The organism is Micromonospora sp. NPDC047467, assembly GCF_040643095.1.
GTDB lineage: Bacteria > Actinomycetota > Actinomycetes > Mycobacteriales > Micromonosporaceae > Micromonospora.
Genome location: NZ_JBEYTO010000002.1, coordinates 360,473 through 376,501, shown reverse-complemented (window position 1 = coordinate 376,501; position 16,029 = coordinate 360,473). Strand labels below are relative to the sequence as shown.

Below are 16,029 nucleotides of genomic sequence, written 5' to 3'. Positions count from 1 at the left end.
CGCCTCGACACCGGTCCACACTGGTCGAGGAGGCACGGTGCCGGCGATCACCACCGGAGGGCCGCAGCCGGCGGTTCCGCTCGGCTCCAACCGGGGCACGGCCGAGGGCACCGGCCAGCGCGACGCACTCCGGTCGTCCATCGCCCGCTGGGTCAGGGCCGGGCAGCGCCCGGACGGCGGGATGCGCGCCGGCCAACTGGTCGCCGGGCAGGTCGCCGTCGCACTCGTCCTCGCCGCTCTGGGCCGGGGCATGCCGGTCACCCTCGCGGCCCTGCTGGCGGCGGTCCTGCTGGTGGCGGTCGCCTGGGTCCGGGTTCGGGGCCGGTGGCTCTTCGAGTGGCTGGGCACGGCCGGTGGGCACCTGACCCGACGCCGGGCACTGGCCGGGCAGGCCGGCGCCGCAGAGTTGCTCGACCTGGTCGCCCCGGGTGCGGTGATCCGCTCCACGGAGCTGTCCGACGGGCCGGCGGCGGTTCTGGAGGACACCGGCGGCATGGTGGTGGTGTTGGAGCTTGGCGACCCCGGGGACCTGCTGGGTGACGCGTCCCGGGCGATCCCCGCACCGGCCGCGCTGCTGCCCCCGCCGGGTTCGGACGTCCCGCCCCTGCGGATCCAGTTGCTGCTCTCCGGAGCGCCGGCACCCGTGCCGGCGGCGGGCGGCACGGTCGGTACGTCGTACCGGCAGCTCACCGACGGCCGACTCGCCGGACGGGAACGGGCGGTGCTGGCGGTCCGGGTGCTGCGGGTGGACGGCTGGTCGGAGGAGGATCTGCGCCGGGTACTCGCCGGCACGGTGCGCCGGATCGTCCGTCGGCTCGGGTCGCTGACCGCCCGGCCCCTCGGCGTGCCCGCGGTGCTGCGCGTCCTGGGCGAACTGGCCCACCACGACGGCCACCCGGTGCGGGAGTCCTGGCCGGTGCTCCGGTCCGGCGCCCTGGCGCAGGCCACGTTCCGGCTGGTCCGCTGGCCGGAGGCCGGCGGTGCGGGTGCGCGGCGGCTGGTGCCCCGGCTCCTCGCGTTGCCGGCGACCGCGACCACGGTGTCCCTCTGCGCCGGTCCGGCCGGCGGCGTCGGCGCGACGCCGACCGAGCTGACGGTACGCCTGGCGGCCGGTACGCCGGCCGAGCTGACCGTGGCCGCCGAGGCGCTGGACCGCCTGGTGACCGGCCTGGGCGGTGGGCTGCGACGGCTCGACGGCGCGCACCTGACCGGGCTGGCCGGCACGCTGCCGTTGGCGCTGGCCGCCGCCGGGGCGCAGCCGGGGCCCGCGCTGGACGACTGGGAGTTGACCCTCGGCGGGGCGGGGATGATGGTCGGCACGAATCGGCACGGCGGTGCGGTCACCGTGCGGCTGTTCCGGCCGGAGAGCACCCGCGTGCTGCTGGTGGGTGGGGTGCGTGCCGCCCAACTGGTGGCGCTGCGGGCGATGGCGCTGGGCGCGCTGGTCGTGGTGCAGACGGCGCGACCGCGTGCCTGGGAGCCGTTCGTGCGGGGCGTGGGTGCCCCGGGCGGCACGATCCCGCTGATCCCGCCGGGTCGACCGGTCGCCGAGGGGGTGGGCACGGCGCTACGGCCGTTGCTGCTGGTGGTCGACGCCGGTCCGGTGCCGGCGGAGACCGAGCCGGGTCCTCGGTGGCGGGCCACCCTCGTGGTGCGGGACGAGCTGACGCCGGCTGATGTGGACGCATTGAGCCGCGCCGACCTGGCGGTGCTGCAACCGCTGCACGCGGCGGAGGCCGCGCTGGCCGGTGCGGCGTTGGGGCTGGGCGGGTCGGCCGACTGGCTCACCCGGATCCGGGACGACATGGTGGCGGTGGTGAACCGCCGAGCCCTGCGCTGGGCGCTGCTCCGCCCCACCCCGATCGAGGCCCAGCTGATCGGCCGGCCAGCGCGGGGGTGAGGCATCTCCGCATGGTCAACCGGCGGGTTACGTCGCCGGCTGGTCCGTGGCACGATCCCGGCCATGGGTTTTCTGAAGGGGTTGTTGATTCGGCTGGCCACGACGGCGCTGGCCTTCTGGTTGGCCACACTGTTCATTCCGGGCATCGACCTGGAGTCGAGCTCCACCACCGAGACGGTCACCACGCTGCTCCTGGTGGCGGCGATCTTCGGCGTGGTCAACGCGGTGCTCCAGCCGATCATCAAGACTGTCGGCTGTGGCTTCTACCTGCTCACTCTGGGCCTCATCGCGCTGGTGGTGAACGGGCTGCTGTTCCTGCTCACCAGCTGGATCGCCGACCAGGCCGGCCTGCCGTTCTCGGTGGACGGCTTCTGGCCGGCCGCCGTGCTCGGTGCCCTGTTCGTGAGCATCGTGACCTGGATCCTCGGCGCCGTCCTCGACCGGGACTGACCGACAACCGACCACCACCGACCCGTGCCGCCCGGCTCCGACGGAGCCGGGCGGTTTGCTGACCAGACTCCGGGAATTGGTCGGCGCGGGGGCCGACCGGGTCGGTTAGCGTCGCCGACGTGTTCTCTCTGACCCGCGGCGACGGCCACCTGATCAGCACCGATCCCGCCCGGCTCGACCTGGCCCTGGTCCATCACTGGCTGTCCACCGACGCGTACTGGGCGCTGGGGCGGGATCGGGAGACGCTCGCGCGGGCGTTCGCCGGGTCGCTGCCGTTCGGCGTCTACCGGCCCGAGGACGGCCGCCAGGTCGCGGTGGCCCGGGCGGTCACCGACGGTGCCACCTTCGCCTGGCTCTGCGACGTGTACGTCGACCGCGCCGCCCGGGGCATCGGGCTGGGCGGTTGGCTGGCCGGCGCGGTCCGCGACCATCTGGCCGATTTGGGCGTACGCCGGATCCTGTTGTGCACCAACGACGCGCACGAGGTGTACGCGCGGGTGGGCTTCACGCCGCTGGAGGTGCCCGAGCGGTGGATGCAGCTCGACCGGCGTCCACCGGTGACCCAGGTCACGGGAAAGGAACAAGACAGCGGTTCACCCCTTACGGTGGAGGCGTGACGCCTCTCCGCCTGGGATACCTCTACGGCTTCGGCGCGTACCTGATCTGGGGTTTCTTCCCGCTCTACCTCAAGCTGCTGCGACCCGCCGGCCCGCTGGAGATCCTCGCCCACCGGATCGTCTGGTCCGTCGTCTTCGTGGCGCTGCTGCTCGGCGCGCTGCGCAACGTCGGCTTCCTGCGGGCGCTGCTGCGCCGGCCCTGGGCGGTGGCCGGGATCGTCACCGCCGCCGCGCTGATCGCGGTCAACTGGGGCACCTACATCTACGGGGTCAACTCCGGCCGGGTGGTGGAGACCGCGCTCGGCTACTTCATCAACCCGCTCGTGGTGGTGCTGCTCGGCGTCACGGTGCTGCGGGAGCGGCTGCGCCCGCTGCAGTGGGTGGCGTTGGGCATCAGTGGGTCGGCGGTCGTCGTGCTCACCGTGGACTATGGCCACCTGCCCTGGCTGGCCCTGACCCTGGCCTTCAGTTTCGCCGGCTACGGCCTGGTCAAGAAGCGGCTCGGGCTGCCCGCCGCCGAGGGGCTCTTCGTCGAGTCTGCGGTGTTGGCGCTGCCCGCGCTGGGCTACCTGGCCTGGCTGACCCGGCGCGCCGAGCTGACCTTCGGGCACGTCTCGGCCGGGCACACCGCGCTGCTGGTGCTGGCCGGCGCGGCCACCGCGATCCCGCTGCTGCTCTTCGCCGGTGCGGCCAACCGGCTGCCGTTGACCGGCCTCGGCATGATCCAGTATCTGGCGCCGATCCTCCAGCTCGGCTGCGGTGTGCTGATCTTCCACGAGCCGATGCCACCGGCCCGCCTCGCCGGCTTCGCGCTGGTCTGGCTCGCCCTCGGCGTCTTCACCGCCGACGCTGTCCGCCACGCCCGCCACAACCGTGCCCGCACCCGCGCCGCCGTCACCGTCGAGGTGCCCGTCCCGACGCCCTGACCGGCGAGGTCAGGGGACCGCGTAGGTGAGCAGAGGCGTCCCGTCGGCTCGCTGGAGTTCGACGCTGACCAGTTCGGCGTCGGTGAAGCGGGTCATGCCGGTGAACTGGAGGTCGTCACCGGGAGCGGCGAGCCAGGAGCCGATCTGCTCGCTGGCGCCGTTCGGGCCGCGCGCCACCAGCCGGAACGGGTACGCCTTGCCGTAGCTGGTCCGCGCGTCGTACCCGCAGTGCATGGTCACCTCGGTGCCCCACCTGCTGCGGATCAGCCCGATCTCGGCGTGCACCGGCCCGGTGGAGGCCACCGGTCGCATGGCGACCATCGACACCTGCGGGCCGGGGCGGTTGCTCTGCGCGCCGGGAGTGGCGGGCGGGGCGGGCGGGCGGGGCAGCACGGCGGCTGTGCCGACACCGACCACCAGGGCCAGCGCGGCGGCGGCCAGAGCGGTCAGCGCGTACCGCCGACGCGTCGCGGCCCGCTCGCGGCGGCGCCGGCCGCGGGCCTCCTCGAGCAACGCGGGCGCCCGGGGCGGAGCCGGCGGCGGCAGGAACTGCTCCAGCCCCGCCGGGTCGAGCCGGCCGAGCAGCCCCGGCAGGACGGCGATCTCGGCGACCGCGTCGCGGCAGGACGCACAGCCGCCGAGGTGCCGCTCGTACGCCGCACGCTCCGCGGGTGCCAGGGCGCCCAGCACGTACGCGCCGTCGTCGTGCGCGAACTCGCACCGCGTCATCCCGTCACCCCCATCTCGGCCAGGACCAACCGTAGTGAGCGCAGCGCATAGTGGGTGCGCGACTTCACGGTGCCCGGTGGCACACCCAACCGGGACGCCGCCTCGGCCACCGACCGTCCCTGATAGAAGCACTCGACCAGCACCTCCCGGTGGGTCGGGGTGAGCCGGTTCAACGCCTCGGCGACCGTCCACGCCTCCACCGCGCGCTCGGCCTCGTCGACGGCGTCCGGCGGCTCGGGCAGCTCGTCGGTGAACACCTCGCCGACCCTGGTGGACCGGCGCCGCCAGGCGTCGATGGCCAGGTTGCGGGCGGTCGTGAACAGCCAGGCTCGTACGGAGCCGCGTCGCGGGTCGAGGGACTCGGGGTGCCGCCAGGCCCGCAGTAGCGTCTCCTGCACCAGGTCCTCGGCCCGCTGACGGTCGCCGTTGACGAGCCGCAGGGCGTGCGCGTAGAGCGCCTCCGCGTGCTCGTCGTGCAGCGCCCGGAGCAGTTGGGCGTCGTGGTCGCTGATGGCGGTCTCCTCACTTCCGGCGCGGGTCCGGCGGTGCGTCCGCTCGGGAATACGTGCCGTCACGCCGATCGGTTCAGCCCGAGGTCAGCCGGTTGCGTGGCGGCCCGCGCCGCGGAGGTGTTCACGTCTGGTTCACACGGGGGCCGACGAGCGCTCACCGCGTCCTTTTAGCGTCCGGCAGGTACGCCCCCCGATGACTGTTCCGGTGTGCCACCGACCTTCCCAGGAGGCTTCCCCCCATGAGCGACCGTCCCCGGCTGCTCCCGCTGGTGGGCGCCACGCGTCACGGCAGCCGTGATGCCATGACCTGTCTCTATCGCTGCGGCAACGCCTGTGAGCACCCCGTGGCGAACACGTCCGACAACGCGTACTTCGGTGATGTGGTGAACGCGGAGGTCTCCCGGCGCGGCGTGGTCCGGGCCGGCGCGGTCGGCGCCCTGGTCCTCGGTTTCGGCGGCGCGGCGGCCGGTGCGACCCCCGCTCTGGCCGCCCCCGCCACCCCCGACGTGCCGGAGGCCTTCGGCTTCGGCCGCCCCAGCACCGGTGTCGGCAGCGGTGCGCTCACCTTCAAGCCGATCCCGCCGAACAAGTTGGACACCTTGGTCGTGCCGAACGGTTACGACCACGCCGTGGTGATCAAATGGGGTGACCCGGTGGTGCCGGGCGCGCCCGAGTTCAACGTGCACCGTCAGACCGCGGCGGCGCAGTCGAAGCAGTTCGGCTACAACAACGACTTCGTCGGCCTGCTGCCGCTGGACAAGCGCGGCAACCGGGCGCTGCTCGTGGTCAACCACGAGTACACCAACGAGGACCTGATGTTCCCCGGCTTCGGTGGCCTGGACGGGCTCTCGGTCGAGCAGCTGCGCACCGCCATGGCCGCCCACGGCATGTCCGTGGTGGAGTTGGAGCGGGTCGCCGGCACCGGTCAGTGGAAGCCGGTCGACAAGGGCCGCCGGCCGTACAATCGGCGGATCACGGCGCTCGGCACCAAGTTCGACCTGACCGGCCCGGCCGCCGGCTCGGCCTGGCTGAGGACCGCCGCCGACCCCAAGGGCCGCACTGTCGTCGGCACGCTGAACAACTGCGCCGGTGGCGTGACCCCGTGGGGCACCGTGCTGTCCGGCGAGGAGAACTTCAACCAGTACTTCGTCGGCGCCGACGCCGCCCCGGCCGAGCTGAAGCCGAAGCTGGACCGCTACGGCATCAGCACCGCGTCCCGCTACCCCAGCGGCAGCCGCAGGTGGGAGCGCGCCGACGAGCGCTTCGACCTGGCCCGGCACCCGAACGAGGCGCACCGGTTCGGCTGGATCGTCGAGATCGACCCGTTCGACCCGGAGAGCCGTCCGCGCAAGCACACCGCGCTGGGCCGGTTCAAGCACGAGGGCGCGAACGTGATCGTCGCCAAGGACGGGCGCGTGGTCGCGTACATGGGCGACGACGAGCGGTTCGACTACCTCTACAAGTTCGTCTCGGACAAGAAGTTCCTGAAGGGCAACTCCTGGGCTGCCCGCAAGCACAACCTGACCCTGCTGGAGTCCGGCACGCTCTACGTCGCGAAGCTGGACCAGAGCAGCGCCGCCGAGATCGACGGCTCCGGCAGGCTCCCCACCGACGGCGCGTTCAACGGCCGGGGTCGCTGGATCAAGCTGGTGAGCGGCAACCGCTCGTTCGTCGACGGGATGACCGCCGCGGACGTGCTCACCTTCACCCGGCTGGCCGGTGACAAGGTCGGCGCGACCAAGATGGACCGCCCGGAGGACGTCGAGGCCAGCCTGCTCACCGGCAAGGTGTACGTGGCGCTGACCAACAACACCAGCCGGGGCGTCGGCAGCAACCCGAAGGCGGACGAGGCCAACCCGCGCAACGCCAACAAGCACGGGCAGATCCTGGAACTGGTCGAGGAGCGCGGCGACAACACCGCCGAGACCTTCGCCTGGTCGTTGCCGATCGTCTGCGGCGACCCGACCGACCCGTCGACCTTCTTCGCCGGGTACGACAAGACGAAGGTCTCCCCGATCTCCTGCCCGGACAATGTCGCCTTCGACGCCACCGGCAACCTGTGGATCTCCACCGACGGCAACGCGCTGGGCAGCAACGATGGGCTCTTCGCCACCGCCGTCGAGGGCCCGGAGCGGGGTCACCTCAAGCAGTTCCTGACCGTGCCGCTGGGTGCCGAGACGTGTGGCCCGTTCATCACCGGCGACAACCGTTCGCTCTTCGTCGCGGTGCAGCACCCGGGTGAGATCACCGGCGCCTCGGTCGAGAACCCGGCCTCGAACTGGCCGGACGGCGACTACGCCAAGCCGGGCGTGGTGGTCACCTGGCGGCTCGACGGCGGCCCGGTGGGCAGCTGACGTTGCTCCGGCGGTCCGGCGCTGGACCGCCCCGAAGGGCCCTCTCCCCGCCTGGGAGAGGGCCCTTCGGCGTCGGACGGGTCAGTGGTCGGCGGCGATGCCGTCGGCGACGGCACGGGCCACCGTGAGCAGCTTGGCCCGGACGACCCGGGCGGAGGTCATCATCTCGCTCGCCGGGAGGGCGCAGGCCAGTACGACCCGACGTTCCATGTCCTTGTCCGGCGCGACAAGCACCGCCGCGCAGGCCACCCCCTGCCGGAACTGCCCCAGCTCCAACTGCATCCCGCGCCGGTCACCGGCGGCCAGGTCCGCCTCGAACGTCTCGGTGGTGGTCAGCGTGGCGGTGGTGAACGGGCGCATGCCGTACTCACGCAGGTAGCGGAACCGCTGCTCGGTGGTCAGGGTGGCGAGCAGGGCCTTGCCCAGGGCGGTCGCGTGCGCCCCCTCGTCGAACCCGGGGACCAGATCCTCCAGGTAGGGCGAGCGGTGCCCCTCGGCCATCGCCGTGAGGGCGACCTGACCGCCCACGAACCGGCCCAGGTAGTGGCTGTAGCCGGTGTCCACGGCGGCCCGCCGCAACGTCTCACCCACCACGGGAGGGCCCCGGAACGCGGTCACCAGCTCCCGGTAACGGTCGGCGACCTCCAGCCCCACGATGTACGTGCCGTCCTCCCGACGGATCACGTAGCCCTCGTAGGCCAGTGTGCGGACCAGGTGGTAGGTGGTGGCCACGGTCAGCTCGCACCGCCGGGCGATCTGCTTGACGGTCAGGCCCTTCGGGGCGCGACCGACCGACTCCAGGACCCGGAGTGCTCGGGACACACTGCGGATCAGGTCCGAAGGTTCTGCCAAGGGGTCGCGCACAACCACCTCCGCCGCCGGGGACTTACACCATATGAAAAACAGGGCGGGTGCGAAATGCCTGTTCGGATCGAGGATGCCAGATCACCATCCACTGTTCGTGAACCGCCAGTCACCCAGCGTGGCCCGAGTATGACTCGCGTAGGTTTGCCGGCGATGACCGACACAGCCCTCACCCCCGCTCCGGACCGCGCCCGGACCCGCCCGATCCGGGCCAGCGCCGGTGCCGTCGTCACCACCGTGGCCTGCGTGCTGCCCGTCTTCCTGCTCGGCGGCCTCGCCGTCCAGATGGGCGCCGACCTCGGGTTCTCCCCGGCCGGCCTGGGCCTGGCCGTGGCCGTCTACTTCGGGGTCAGCGCGCTGGCCTCGGTCCCCTCCGGCCGCCTCGTCGAGCGGTACGGCCCGGCCCTGGTGGCCCGCTGCGGCATCCTGCTGTCGGCGGGGTCGATGCTGGCCATCGCGGCGCTCGCCCGGTCGTACCCGGCGCTGCTCGGGCTGCTGGCGCTCAGCGCCGCCGCGAACGCCCTCGGCCAACTGGCGAGCAACGCGGCGCTGGCCGAACATGTGCCGCCGGGCCGACAGGGGCTGTCGTTCGGCGTCAAGCAGGCGGCCGTTCCGGTCTCCACCCTGCTCGCCGGGGCGGCAGTGCCCACCATCGCGCTCACCGCCGGCTGGCGCTGGGCGTTCGTGGCCGCCGCCGTCACGGCTCTGACGACGCTGCCCGCCGTACCCCGGCAGGTGCCAGGCCGAGCCCGGCGGGCCGCCGCCGCACGTGCCGGCCAGGCCACCACGGCGCTGGTGGTGATCGGCGCGGCGGCGACGTTGGCGGCGGCGGCCGCCAACGGGCTGGGCACGTTCCTGGTGGACTCCGCCGCCGCCCGGGGCCTGTCACCGGGCCTCGCGGGCCTCACCCTGACCCTGGGCAGCGCGGTCTGCGTGGCGGCCCGGGTGGGCGCCGGCTGGCTGGCCGACCGCCGCGCCAGCGGTCACGTCGCGCTCATCTCCGGCATGCTGGTGGTCGGTGCCGCCGGGCTCGGGCTGCTCGCGTTGGCCGGCACCGTGCCGCTGGTGGTGGGTGTGGTGCTCGGCTTCGGCCTGGGGTGGGCCTGGCCCGGCCTCATGAACTTCGCGGTGGTCCGGCTGCACCCGCAGGCACCGGCCGCCGCCACCTCGATCACCCAGACCGGGGTGTACGCGGGCGGCTGCCTCGGCCCGTTGACCCTCGGCCCGCTCGCCGCGCACCTCGGCTATCCGACGATGTGGGCCACGGCGGCGGTGTCCATGCTGCTCGCCGCCGCCCTCATGCTCACCGGAAGCCGCCTACTGCACCGCCCTGCGCAGCCCTCGTGAAGCTGACGCCCGGCCACGCGACGTGTCAGTGGGTGCGGGGTCAGCTGGTGCGGTCGGCGATGTAGTCGCAGAGCGACTCCAGGGCCTCACGCGACGGGGTTACGGGGAGTGGGGCCAAGCGGGCACGGGCGTCCTCGGCGTAGCTGCGCACGGTCTCCCGGGCGCGCTTGAGCGCCGGGCTCTCCCGCAGCAGCCCCAGGGCCTCGGCGTGCAACGCGTCATCGGTCAGCGGGCCGGTCGCCAGGATCTCCCGCAGTCGCACCGAGGACGCGTCGGAGTCGTCCGCCGCGCAGGCGTAGAGCACCGGCAGCGTCGGGACGCCCTCGCGCAGGTCCGTGCCGGGCGTCTTGCCCGACTGCTCCGATTCGGAGGCGATGTCCAGCAGATCGTCGGAGAGCTGGAAGGCGACGCCGATCGTCTCGCCGTACCCGGCCAGCGCCTCGACGTGCTCGCTGGAGGCCCCAGCGAACATGCCGCCGAAGCGGGCCGACGTGGCGATCAGAGAGCCGGTCTTCTCGGCGATCACACTCAGGTAGTGCGCCACGGGATCGTCGCCGGGGCGCGGGCCCACGGTCTCCGCGATCTGGCCGTGCACCAGCCGGGCGAACGTCCGCGCCTGCAACCGCACGGCCTCGGGCCCCAGGTCGGCCGAGATGTCCGCGGCGCGGGCGAAGAGGTAGTCGCCGACCAGGATGGCGACGGAGTTGGTCCAGCGCGAGTTGGCGCTCGGCGCACCCCGGCGCACGGCCGCCTCGTCCATCACGTCGTCGTGGTACAGAGTGGCCAGGTGGGTGAGCTCCATCACCACGGCCGCCGGGACCACCTGCGCGCTGGTGGGATCGCCGAACTGTGCGCCCAACGCCACCAGCAGCGGCCGGAACCGCTTTCCGCCAGCCTCGACGAGATGCCGGGCGGCCTCGGTCACGAACGGGTCGGCGCTGGCGACACTGGCCCGCAGCTCGACCTCGACCTTGTCCAGCAGGCCCAGCACGGACGCCTCGACGCGGGGATCGGCGAGATGGAGGCCGAGCGCGCCGAACTGACTCGTGCTCACCCGACCCCGGCGACCGCCGGAACCGGTGGCACCTGAACGCTCGCCAGCCGGAATCACCACGCTATCAACCATGCCACACGCGTTCGACCTGCTCCGGGTCGGGGATACGACCAAGGGCCGACACGCCGTTAAGCGTGCCGGCCCCGGTGGCCGAGGTTCGCCTCAGCGCACGAATTCGGCGGCTCCGTTGGCCAGGTCCAGCAGCGGCGCCGGGGCGATACCCAGCGCCAGAGTGGCCAGCACGCCGATCATCAGCGCGGCGGAGGTGAGCCCGCCGGGCACGGTGACCGTCGGCGTGGACTCGCCCGGCTCGGAGAGCCACATCATCACCACGACCCGCAGGTACGGGAACGCCAGCACCATGCTGGTCAGCACACCCGCGATCACCAGCCAGGCGTGACCGCCGTCCAGCGCCGGCCCGAAGACCGCGAACTTGCTGGTGAAACCGCTGGTCAGCGGGATACCGGCGAAGGCCAGCAGGATGAACGTGAACAGCCCGGCGTAGAACGGGGAACGCCGGCCCAGCCCCGCCCAGCGCGACAGGTGGGTGGCCTCCCCGTCCTCGTCGCGTACCAGGGTCACCACCGCGAACGCGGCCAGCACCGAGAAGCCGTACGCGACCAGGTAGAACATCGTGCCGGAGAGACCGTCGCGGCTCGGCGCCAGCACACCGACCAGCAGGTAACCGGCGTTCGCGATCGAGGAGTACGCGAGCAGCCGCTTGATGTCGGTCTGGGTGACCGCGAGCACAGCGCCCACCAGCATCGTCAGCACCGCCACCGCGCCGAGCACCGGGGTGAAGTCCCAACTGGCACCGGCGAACGCCACGTGGAAGACCCGCAGCAGCGCGCCGAACGCGGCGACCTTGGTGCAGGCGGCCATGAAGCCGGTGATCGGCGTCGGAGCGCCCTGGTAGACGTCCGGCGTCCACACGTGGAACGGGGCCGCCCCGGCCTTGAAGAGCAGACCGATGGCGAGCAGCGCCATGCCGGCGAAGAGCAGCACCGGACTGGCCGGCGACTCGGTCACCGCCGCGTTGATGGTGGCGAAGTCGACCCCGGCACCCCGGCCCGGGATCCCGGAGGTGAAGCCGTAGATCAGGGCAACCCCGAACAGGAAGAACGCCGAGGCGTACGCGCCGAGCAGGAAGTACTTCATCGCCGCCTCCTGGCTCAGCAGACGCCGGCGACGGGCCAGCGCGCAGAGCAGGTACAACGGCAGGGAGAAGACCTCCAGCGCGATGAACATGGTCAGCAGGTCGTTCGCCGCCACGAAGATCAGCATGCCGCCGATCGCGAACGTGACGAGCGGGTACACCTCGGTGAGCCCGTTGCGCCCCGCGGCCTGCCGCCGGTCGTCGGCCGACTCGGCGGTGACCGCGGCCTGCGCCACGAAGGCACCGCCCCGCTCCACCGAACGGTCACCGATGAGCAGCAACGCCATCGCGGCCAACACCAGGATCGCGCCCTGGAGGAAGAGCGTCGGCCCGTCCACCGCGATGGCCTGGCCAGCCGTGATGAGCCGGTCGTCGGCGTTGAGGACCACCATGGTCAGCGCGGCGAGGACAGCCAGCAGCGCCAGGGTCAACTGCACCACGTGCCGCAGCCGCCGGGGCACGAAGGCCTCCACCAACACACCGAGCAACGCGGTGCCCAGCATGATCAGAATCGGGGCGAGCGCCGCGTAGTCGAGCGACGGCAGTTTCAACTCGGTCACTTTGCCGCCTCCTGGACGGTGCCCACCGACGGGGCGGGGTCGGTCCTGCCGATGTCGTCCATGGTCGCCTGGACGGCGGGGTTGATCACGTCGGTGACCGGCTTGGGATAGAAGCCGAGCAGCACGATCAGCGCGATCAGCGGGGCGACCACGACCTTCTCACGCAGGTTGAGATCCCGGCGCATCCCGTCGATCTTGGTCAGCGCCGGGTTGAGCGTGCCCTGCGTGGTGCGCTGCACCATCCACAGCACGTACGCGGCGGCCAGGATGATGCCGAGCGTGGCGATGACCGCCACCGGCTTGTTCACCGTGAACGTGCCGATCAGCACCAGGAACTCGGAGATGAACGGCGCGGTGCCGGGCAGCGCGAGCGAGGCGAGACCGGCGAAGAACAGCACCCCGGCGAGCACCGGGACCAGCTTGCCCGCGCCACCGAAGTCGCTGATCAGCGACGAGCCACGCCGGGCGATCAGCATGCCCACCACCAGGAAGAGCAGGCCGGTGGCCAGCCCGTGGTTGAGCATGTAGAGCACCGCGCCGGTGCCGGCCTGGGTGGTGAAGGCGAAGATGCCGACCCCGATGAAGCCGAAGTGCGCGATCGAGGTGTACGACACCAGCCGCTTGAGGTCGTTCTGGCCAACCGCCAGCAGCGCGGCGTAGACGATGCCGATCACGCCCAACGCCAGCGCCCACGGCGCGAACCACTTCGACGCCTCGGGGAACAGCGGCAGGCAGTACCGCAGGATGCCGAACGTACCCACCTTGTCCAGGACGCCGACCAGCAGCGCCGCGGCACCCGCCGGGGCGGCACCACCGGCGTCCGGCAGCCAGGTGTGGAACGGGAAGAACGGGGCCTTGATGGCGAACGCGAGGAAGAACCCGAGGAACAGCCAACGCTCGGTGCCGGTGCTGATGTCGACCTGCGAGAGCGCCTGCCAGTCGAAGGTCTTCCCGCCGACCACCCAGAGCCCGATCACCGCGGCCAGCATGAACAGACCGCCGACCAGCGAGTAGAGGAAGAACTTCACCGCCGCGTACTGCCGCTGATGGCCGCCGTAGCTGCCGATCAGGAAGTACATCGGCACCAGCATGACCTCGAAGAACACGTAGAACAGGAAGACGTCGGCGGCGGCGAAGACGCCGATCATCGTGCTTTCGAGGATCAGCAGCAGCGCGAAGTAGACCGGGATGGACCGCTTGGAGGACTCCGCGTCGTGCCAGGACGCCAGGATCACCAACGGCACCAGCACCGCGATAAGCATCAGCATCACCAGGGCGATGCCGTCCGCGGCGAAGGTGAAGCTGACGCCCCAGTTCGGGATCCACGAGTACGACTCGCGGAACTGGAACCGGTCACCGCCAGCGTTGAAGCTGACCCACATCACCACCGAGAGCACCAGCACCAGCAGCGACCAGCCGAACGCCACCTGCTTGGCCAGCTCCGGCCGGCGGCGCGGCAGGAAGGCCACCACCAGGGCGCCCACCAGCGGCGCCACGGTGAGCACCGAGAGGAACGGGAAGTTGGACATTATGCGGCCTTACCTCCGTCGTGGATGCGTACTCCGCCGGCGGGGGCGGCCGGAAAGAGGTCGATCACGCGAACCACCCCGCCTGCACCGCCAGGAACGCCGCCATCACCAGCAGCGCACCGGCAAGAATCGAGGTGGCGTACGAGCGGACGAAGCCGGTCTGCATGCGCCGGAGCCGGGCCGAGCCACCGCCGACAGCGGCGGCGAGCCCGTTGACCAGCCCGTCGACGCCCCGGTTGTCGAGGAAGACCAGCGCCCGGGTGAGGAAGATGCCCGGCTTCTCGAAGACCGCCTCGTTCACCGTGTCGGTGTAGAGGTTGCGCCGGGCGGCGGTGACCAGCACCCCGGCCGGCTGCGGCGCGGTGGCCGTACCGGCCCGGAACAGGAACCAGGCCAGCCCGGCGCCGAGCACGGTGACCAGCAGCGACAGCGTGGTGATCACGGCGTGCGAGAGGACCGCCTCGTGCTCCCCGTGCTCGCCGCCCAGCCCGGCGGTTGCCGTCAGCCAGTCCGGCACCGACGTGGCGAGCAGGAAGCCCGCACCGACCGAACCGACCGCCAGCAGGATCAGCGGGATGGTCATCAGCTTCGGCGACTCGTGCGGGTGCTCGATGTCCTCGGTCCACCGCTTCGGACCGTGGAAGGTGAGCACGAACAGCCGGGTCATGTAGAACGCGGTCAGCCCGGCGCCGAGCAGCGCGGCCCCACCGAACAGCCAGGCCGTCCAGTCCTCCCGCTCGAAGGCGGCCACGATGATCGGCTCCTTGGAGAAGAAGCCGGAGAACGGGAACATGCCGATGATGGCGAGCCAGCCCATCATGAACGTCAACCAGGTGACCTTCATGTACTTCGACAGCCCGCCGAAGCGACGGATGTCCACCTGGTCCTTCATCCCGTGCATGACCGAGCCGGCGCCCAGGAACATGTTGGCCTTGAAGAAGCCGTGCGCCAGCAGGTGCACGATGGCCAGCGCGTACGCGCCACCGCCCAGGCCGACGCCGAGGAACATGTAGCCGATCTGGCTCACCGTCGACCAGGCGAGCACCCGCTTGATGTCGTCCTTGGCCGCGCCGATGATGCAGCCCATCAGCAGGGTGAGCGCGCCGACGCTGACCACCACGAGCTGGAGCGTCGAGTTGGCGGAGAAGATCGGGTTGGACCGGGCGATCAGGTAGACGCCCGCGGTGACCATGGTGGCGGCGTGGATGAGGGCCGACACCGGGGTGGGGCCCTCCATCGCGTCCGGCAGCCACGCCTGGAGCGGGAACTGGCCGGACTTGCCGGCCGCGCCGAGCAGCAGCAGCAGGCCGAGCACCAGCACCGTGGTGCTCGTCAGCGCGCCGACGCCGTTGAACACCTCGTCGTACTGGGTGGTGCCCAGCGTGGCGAACATGATGAAGATGCCGATGGCCAGGCCGGCGTCGCCGACCCGGTTCATCAGGAACGCCTTCTTGCCGGCGGTGGCCGCGCTCGGCCGCCCGTACCAGAAGGAGATCAGCAGGTACGACGCCAGACCGACGCCCTCCCAGCCGAAGTACAACATCACGTAGTTGTTGCCGAGCACCAGCAGCAGCATGGCCGCGACGAACAGGTTGAAGTACGCGAAGAACCGGCGGCGGCCCGGGTCGTGCGCCATGTACTCCACGGCGTACAGGTGGATCAGGAAGCCCACGCCGGTGATCAGCAGCACGAAGACCGCGGCCAGCGGATCGAACAGCATGCCGAAGTCGACTCGCAGGTCACCGACCGCGATGAAGTCCCAGAGGCTCAGCTCGACCGACTTGTTCTCCAAGCCGCGCAGCTGGAAGAAGAAGGTCAGGCCGAGCACGAACGCGGCGCCGATGGCGGCGACGCCCAACCAGTGCCCCCAGCGGTCGGCCCGCCGGCCGAGCAGCAGCAGGACGGCGGCGCTGACCAGCGGGATCGCCACCAGCAGCCAGACGCCGCCGAGCAAGCCACCTGCCGATGCGTAAGCGACGTCGCCGAGCGGCGCCGCTGCGGCGTGCGCCAGATTCTCTTCCACTGCTTGCC

Annotated in this window: 13 protein-coding genes; 6 read left to right on the top strand and 7 right to left on the bottom strand. The window is 71.8% G+C overall.

Features of this window, described 5'->3' with window-relative positions:
- Nucleotides 1-181 precede the first annotated feature (181 nt).
- The 4 genes from eccE (at nucleotide 182) to rarD (ending at nucleotide 3,893) form a co-directional block, all read left to right on the top strand.
- Nucleotides 182-1,900 carry a type VII secretion protein EccE gene (gene eccE / locus ABZ780_RS05975; RefSeq protein WP_357485312.1) on the top strand — a complete coding sequence of 573 codons (1,719 nt, stop codon included), beginning with the start codon at nucleotides 182-184 and terminating at the stop codon, nucleotides 1,898-1,900.
- Nucleotides 1,901-1,963: 63 nt separating this feature from the next.
- Nucleotides 1,964-2,350: a phage holin family protein gene (locus ABZ780_RS05970; protein WP_357004011.1), complete on the top strand. Its 387-nt coding sequence runs from the start codon at nucleotides 1,964-1,966 to the stop codon at nucleotides 2,348-2,350.
- Nucleotides 2,351-2,469: 119 nt separating this feature from the next.
- A complete protein-coding gene (locus tag ABZ780_RS05965) occupies nucleotides 2,470-2,967 on the top strand; it encodes a GNAT family N-acetyltransferase (protein ID WP_357484607.1) in 498 nt (165 codons plus the stop codon).
- Nucleotides 2,964-3,893 carry an EamA family transporter RarD gene (rarD, locus tag ABZ780_RS05960; protein ID WP_357484604.1) on the top strand — a complete coding sequence of 310 codons (930 nt, stop codon included), beginning with the start codon at nucleotides 2,964-2,966 and terminating at the stop codon, nucleotides 3,891-3,893. Before ABZ780_RS05965 ends, rarD begins: the two co-directional genes overlap by 4 nt.
- 9 nt (nucleotides 3,894-3,902) lie before the next feature.
- On the opposite strand, the gene ABZ780_RS05955 is transcribed toward rarD, so the two are convergent.
- Both ABZ780_RS05955 and ABZ780_RS05950 read right to left on the bottom strand, forming a co-directional pair.
- Nucleotides 3,903-4,622 carry a zf-HC2 domain-containing protein gene (locus ABZ780_RS05955; RefSeq protein WP_357004002.1) on the bottom strand — a complete coding sequence of 240 codons (720 nt, stop codon included), beginning with the start codon at nucleotides 4,620-4,622 and terminating at the stop codon, nucleotides 3,903-3,905.
- On the bottom strand, nucleotides 4,619-5,134 hold the full coding sequence (locus ABZ780_RS05950) for a sigma-70 family RNA polymerase sigma factor (protein ID WP_082377138.1): 516 nt from the start codon (nucleotides 5,132-5,134) through the stop codon (nucleotides 4,619-4,621). Before ABZ780_RS05950 ends, ABZ780_RS05955 begins: the two co-directional genes overlap by 4 nt.
- Before the next feature lie 239 nt (nucleotides 5,135-5,373).
- On the opposite strand from ABZ780_RS05950, the gene ABZ780_RS05945 reads away from it, so the two are divergent.
- Complete coding sequence (locus ABZ780_RS05945) at nucleotides 5,374-7,488, top strand: PhoX family phosphatase (RefSeq protein WP_357484602.1); 2,115 nt, start codon at nucleotides 5,374-5,376, stop codon at nucleotides 7,486-7,488.
- An 81-nt stretch (nucleotides 7,489-7,569) separates the two neighbouring features.
- On the opposite strand, the gene ABZ780_RS05940 is transcribed toward ABZ780_RS05945, so the two are convergent.
- Entirely contained in the window at nucleotides 7,570-8,352 is a 783-nt protein-coding gene (locus tag ABZ780_RS05940; RefSeq protein WP_357003998.1) for an IclR family transcriptional regulator C-terminal domain-containing protein, read from the bottom strand.
- 153 nt (nucleotides 8,353-8,505) lie between these two features.
- Between ABZ780_RS05940 and ABZ780_RS05935 the strand changes: the two genes are divergently transcribed.
- Complete coding sequence (locus tag ABZ780_RS05935; RefSeq protein ID WP_357484599.1) at nucleotides 8,506-9,699, top strand: MFS transporter; 1,194 nt, start codon at nucleotides 8,506-8,508, stop codon at nucleotides 9,697-9,699.
- Nucleotides 9,700-9,739: 40 nt separating this feature from the next.
- On the opposite strand, the gene ABZ780_RS05930 is transcribed toward ABZ780_RS05935, so the two are convergent.
- From ABZ780_RS05930 to nuoL, 4 genes are all read right to left on the bottom strand, one after another.
- On the bottom strand, nucleotides 9,740-10,825 hold the full coding sequence (locus tag ABZ780_RS05930; RefSeq protein ID WP_357484597.1) for a polyprenyl synthetase family protein: 1,086 nt from the start codon (nucleotides 10,823-10,825) through the stop codon (nucleotides 9,740-9,742).
- Nucleotides 10,826-10,915: 90 nt separating this feature from the next.
- Nucleotides 10,916-12,469 carry an NADH-quinone oxidoreductase subunit NuoN gene (nuoN, locus tag ABZ780_RS05925; protein ID WP_357003991.1) on the bottom strand — a complete coding sequence of 518 codons (1,554 nt, stop codon included), beginning with the start codon at nucleotides 12,467-12,469 and terminating at the stop codon, nucleotides 10,916-10,918.
- On the bottom strand, nucleotides 12,466-13,998 hold the full coding sequence (locus ABZ780_RS05920) for an NADH-quinone oxidoreductase subunit M (RefSeq protein WP_357003989.1): 1,533 nt from the start codon (nucleotides 13,996-13,998) through the stop codon (nucleotides 12,466-12,468). Before ABZ780_RS05920 ends, nuoN begins: the two co-directional genes overlap by 4 nt.
- A gap of 64 nt (nucleotides 13,999-14,062) precedes the next feature.
- A complete protein-coding gene (gene nuoL, locus ABZ780_RS05915; RefSeq protein WP_357003987.1) occupies nucleotides 14,063-16,021 on the bottom strand; it encodes an NADH-quinone oxidoreductase subunit L in 1,959 nt (652 codons plus the stop codon).
- Between the last annotated feature and the right edge of the window lie 8 nt (nucleotides 16,022-16,029).

Excerpts from the sequence above, each read along its gene's own strand:
- ABZ780_RS05920 (WP_357003989.1), bottom strand. The coding sequence starts at position 13,998 with ATGTCCAACTTCCCGTTCCTCTCGGTGCTCACCGTGGCGCCGCTGGTG.
- ABZ780_RS05945 (WP_357484602.1), top strand. The coding sequence starts at position 5,374 with ATGAGCGACCGTCCCCGGCTGCTCCCGCTGGTGGGCGCCACGCGTCAC.
- ABZ780_RS05970 (WP_357004011.1), top strand. The coding sequence starts at position 1,964 with ATGGGTTTTCTGAAGGGGTTGTTGATTCGGCTGGCCACGACGGCGCTG.
- ABZ780_RS05930 (WP_357484597.1), bottom strand. The coding sequence starts at position 10,825 with ATGGTTGATAGCGTGGTGATTCCGGCTGGCGAGCGTTCAGGTGCCACC.
- eccE (WP_357485312.1), top strand. The coding sequence starts at position 182 with ATGCGCGCCGGCCAACTGGTCGCCGGGCAGGTCGCCGTCGCACTCGTC.
- ABZ780_RS05955 (WP_357004002.1), bottom strand. The coding sequence starts at position 4,622 with ATGACGCGGTGCGAGTTCGCGCACGACGACGGCGCGTACGTGCTGGGC.
- ABZ780_RS05935 (WP_357484599.1), top strand. The coding sequence starts at position 8,506 with ATGACCGACACAGCCCTCACCCCCGCTCCGGACCGCGCCCGGACCCGC.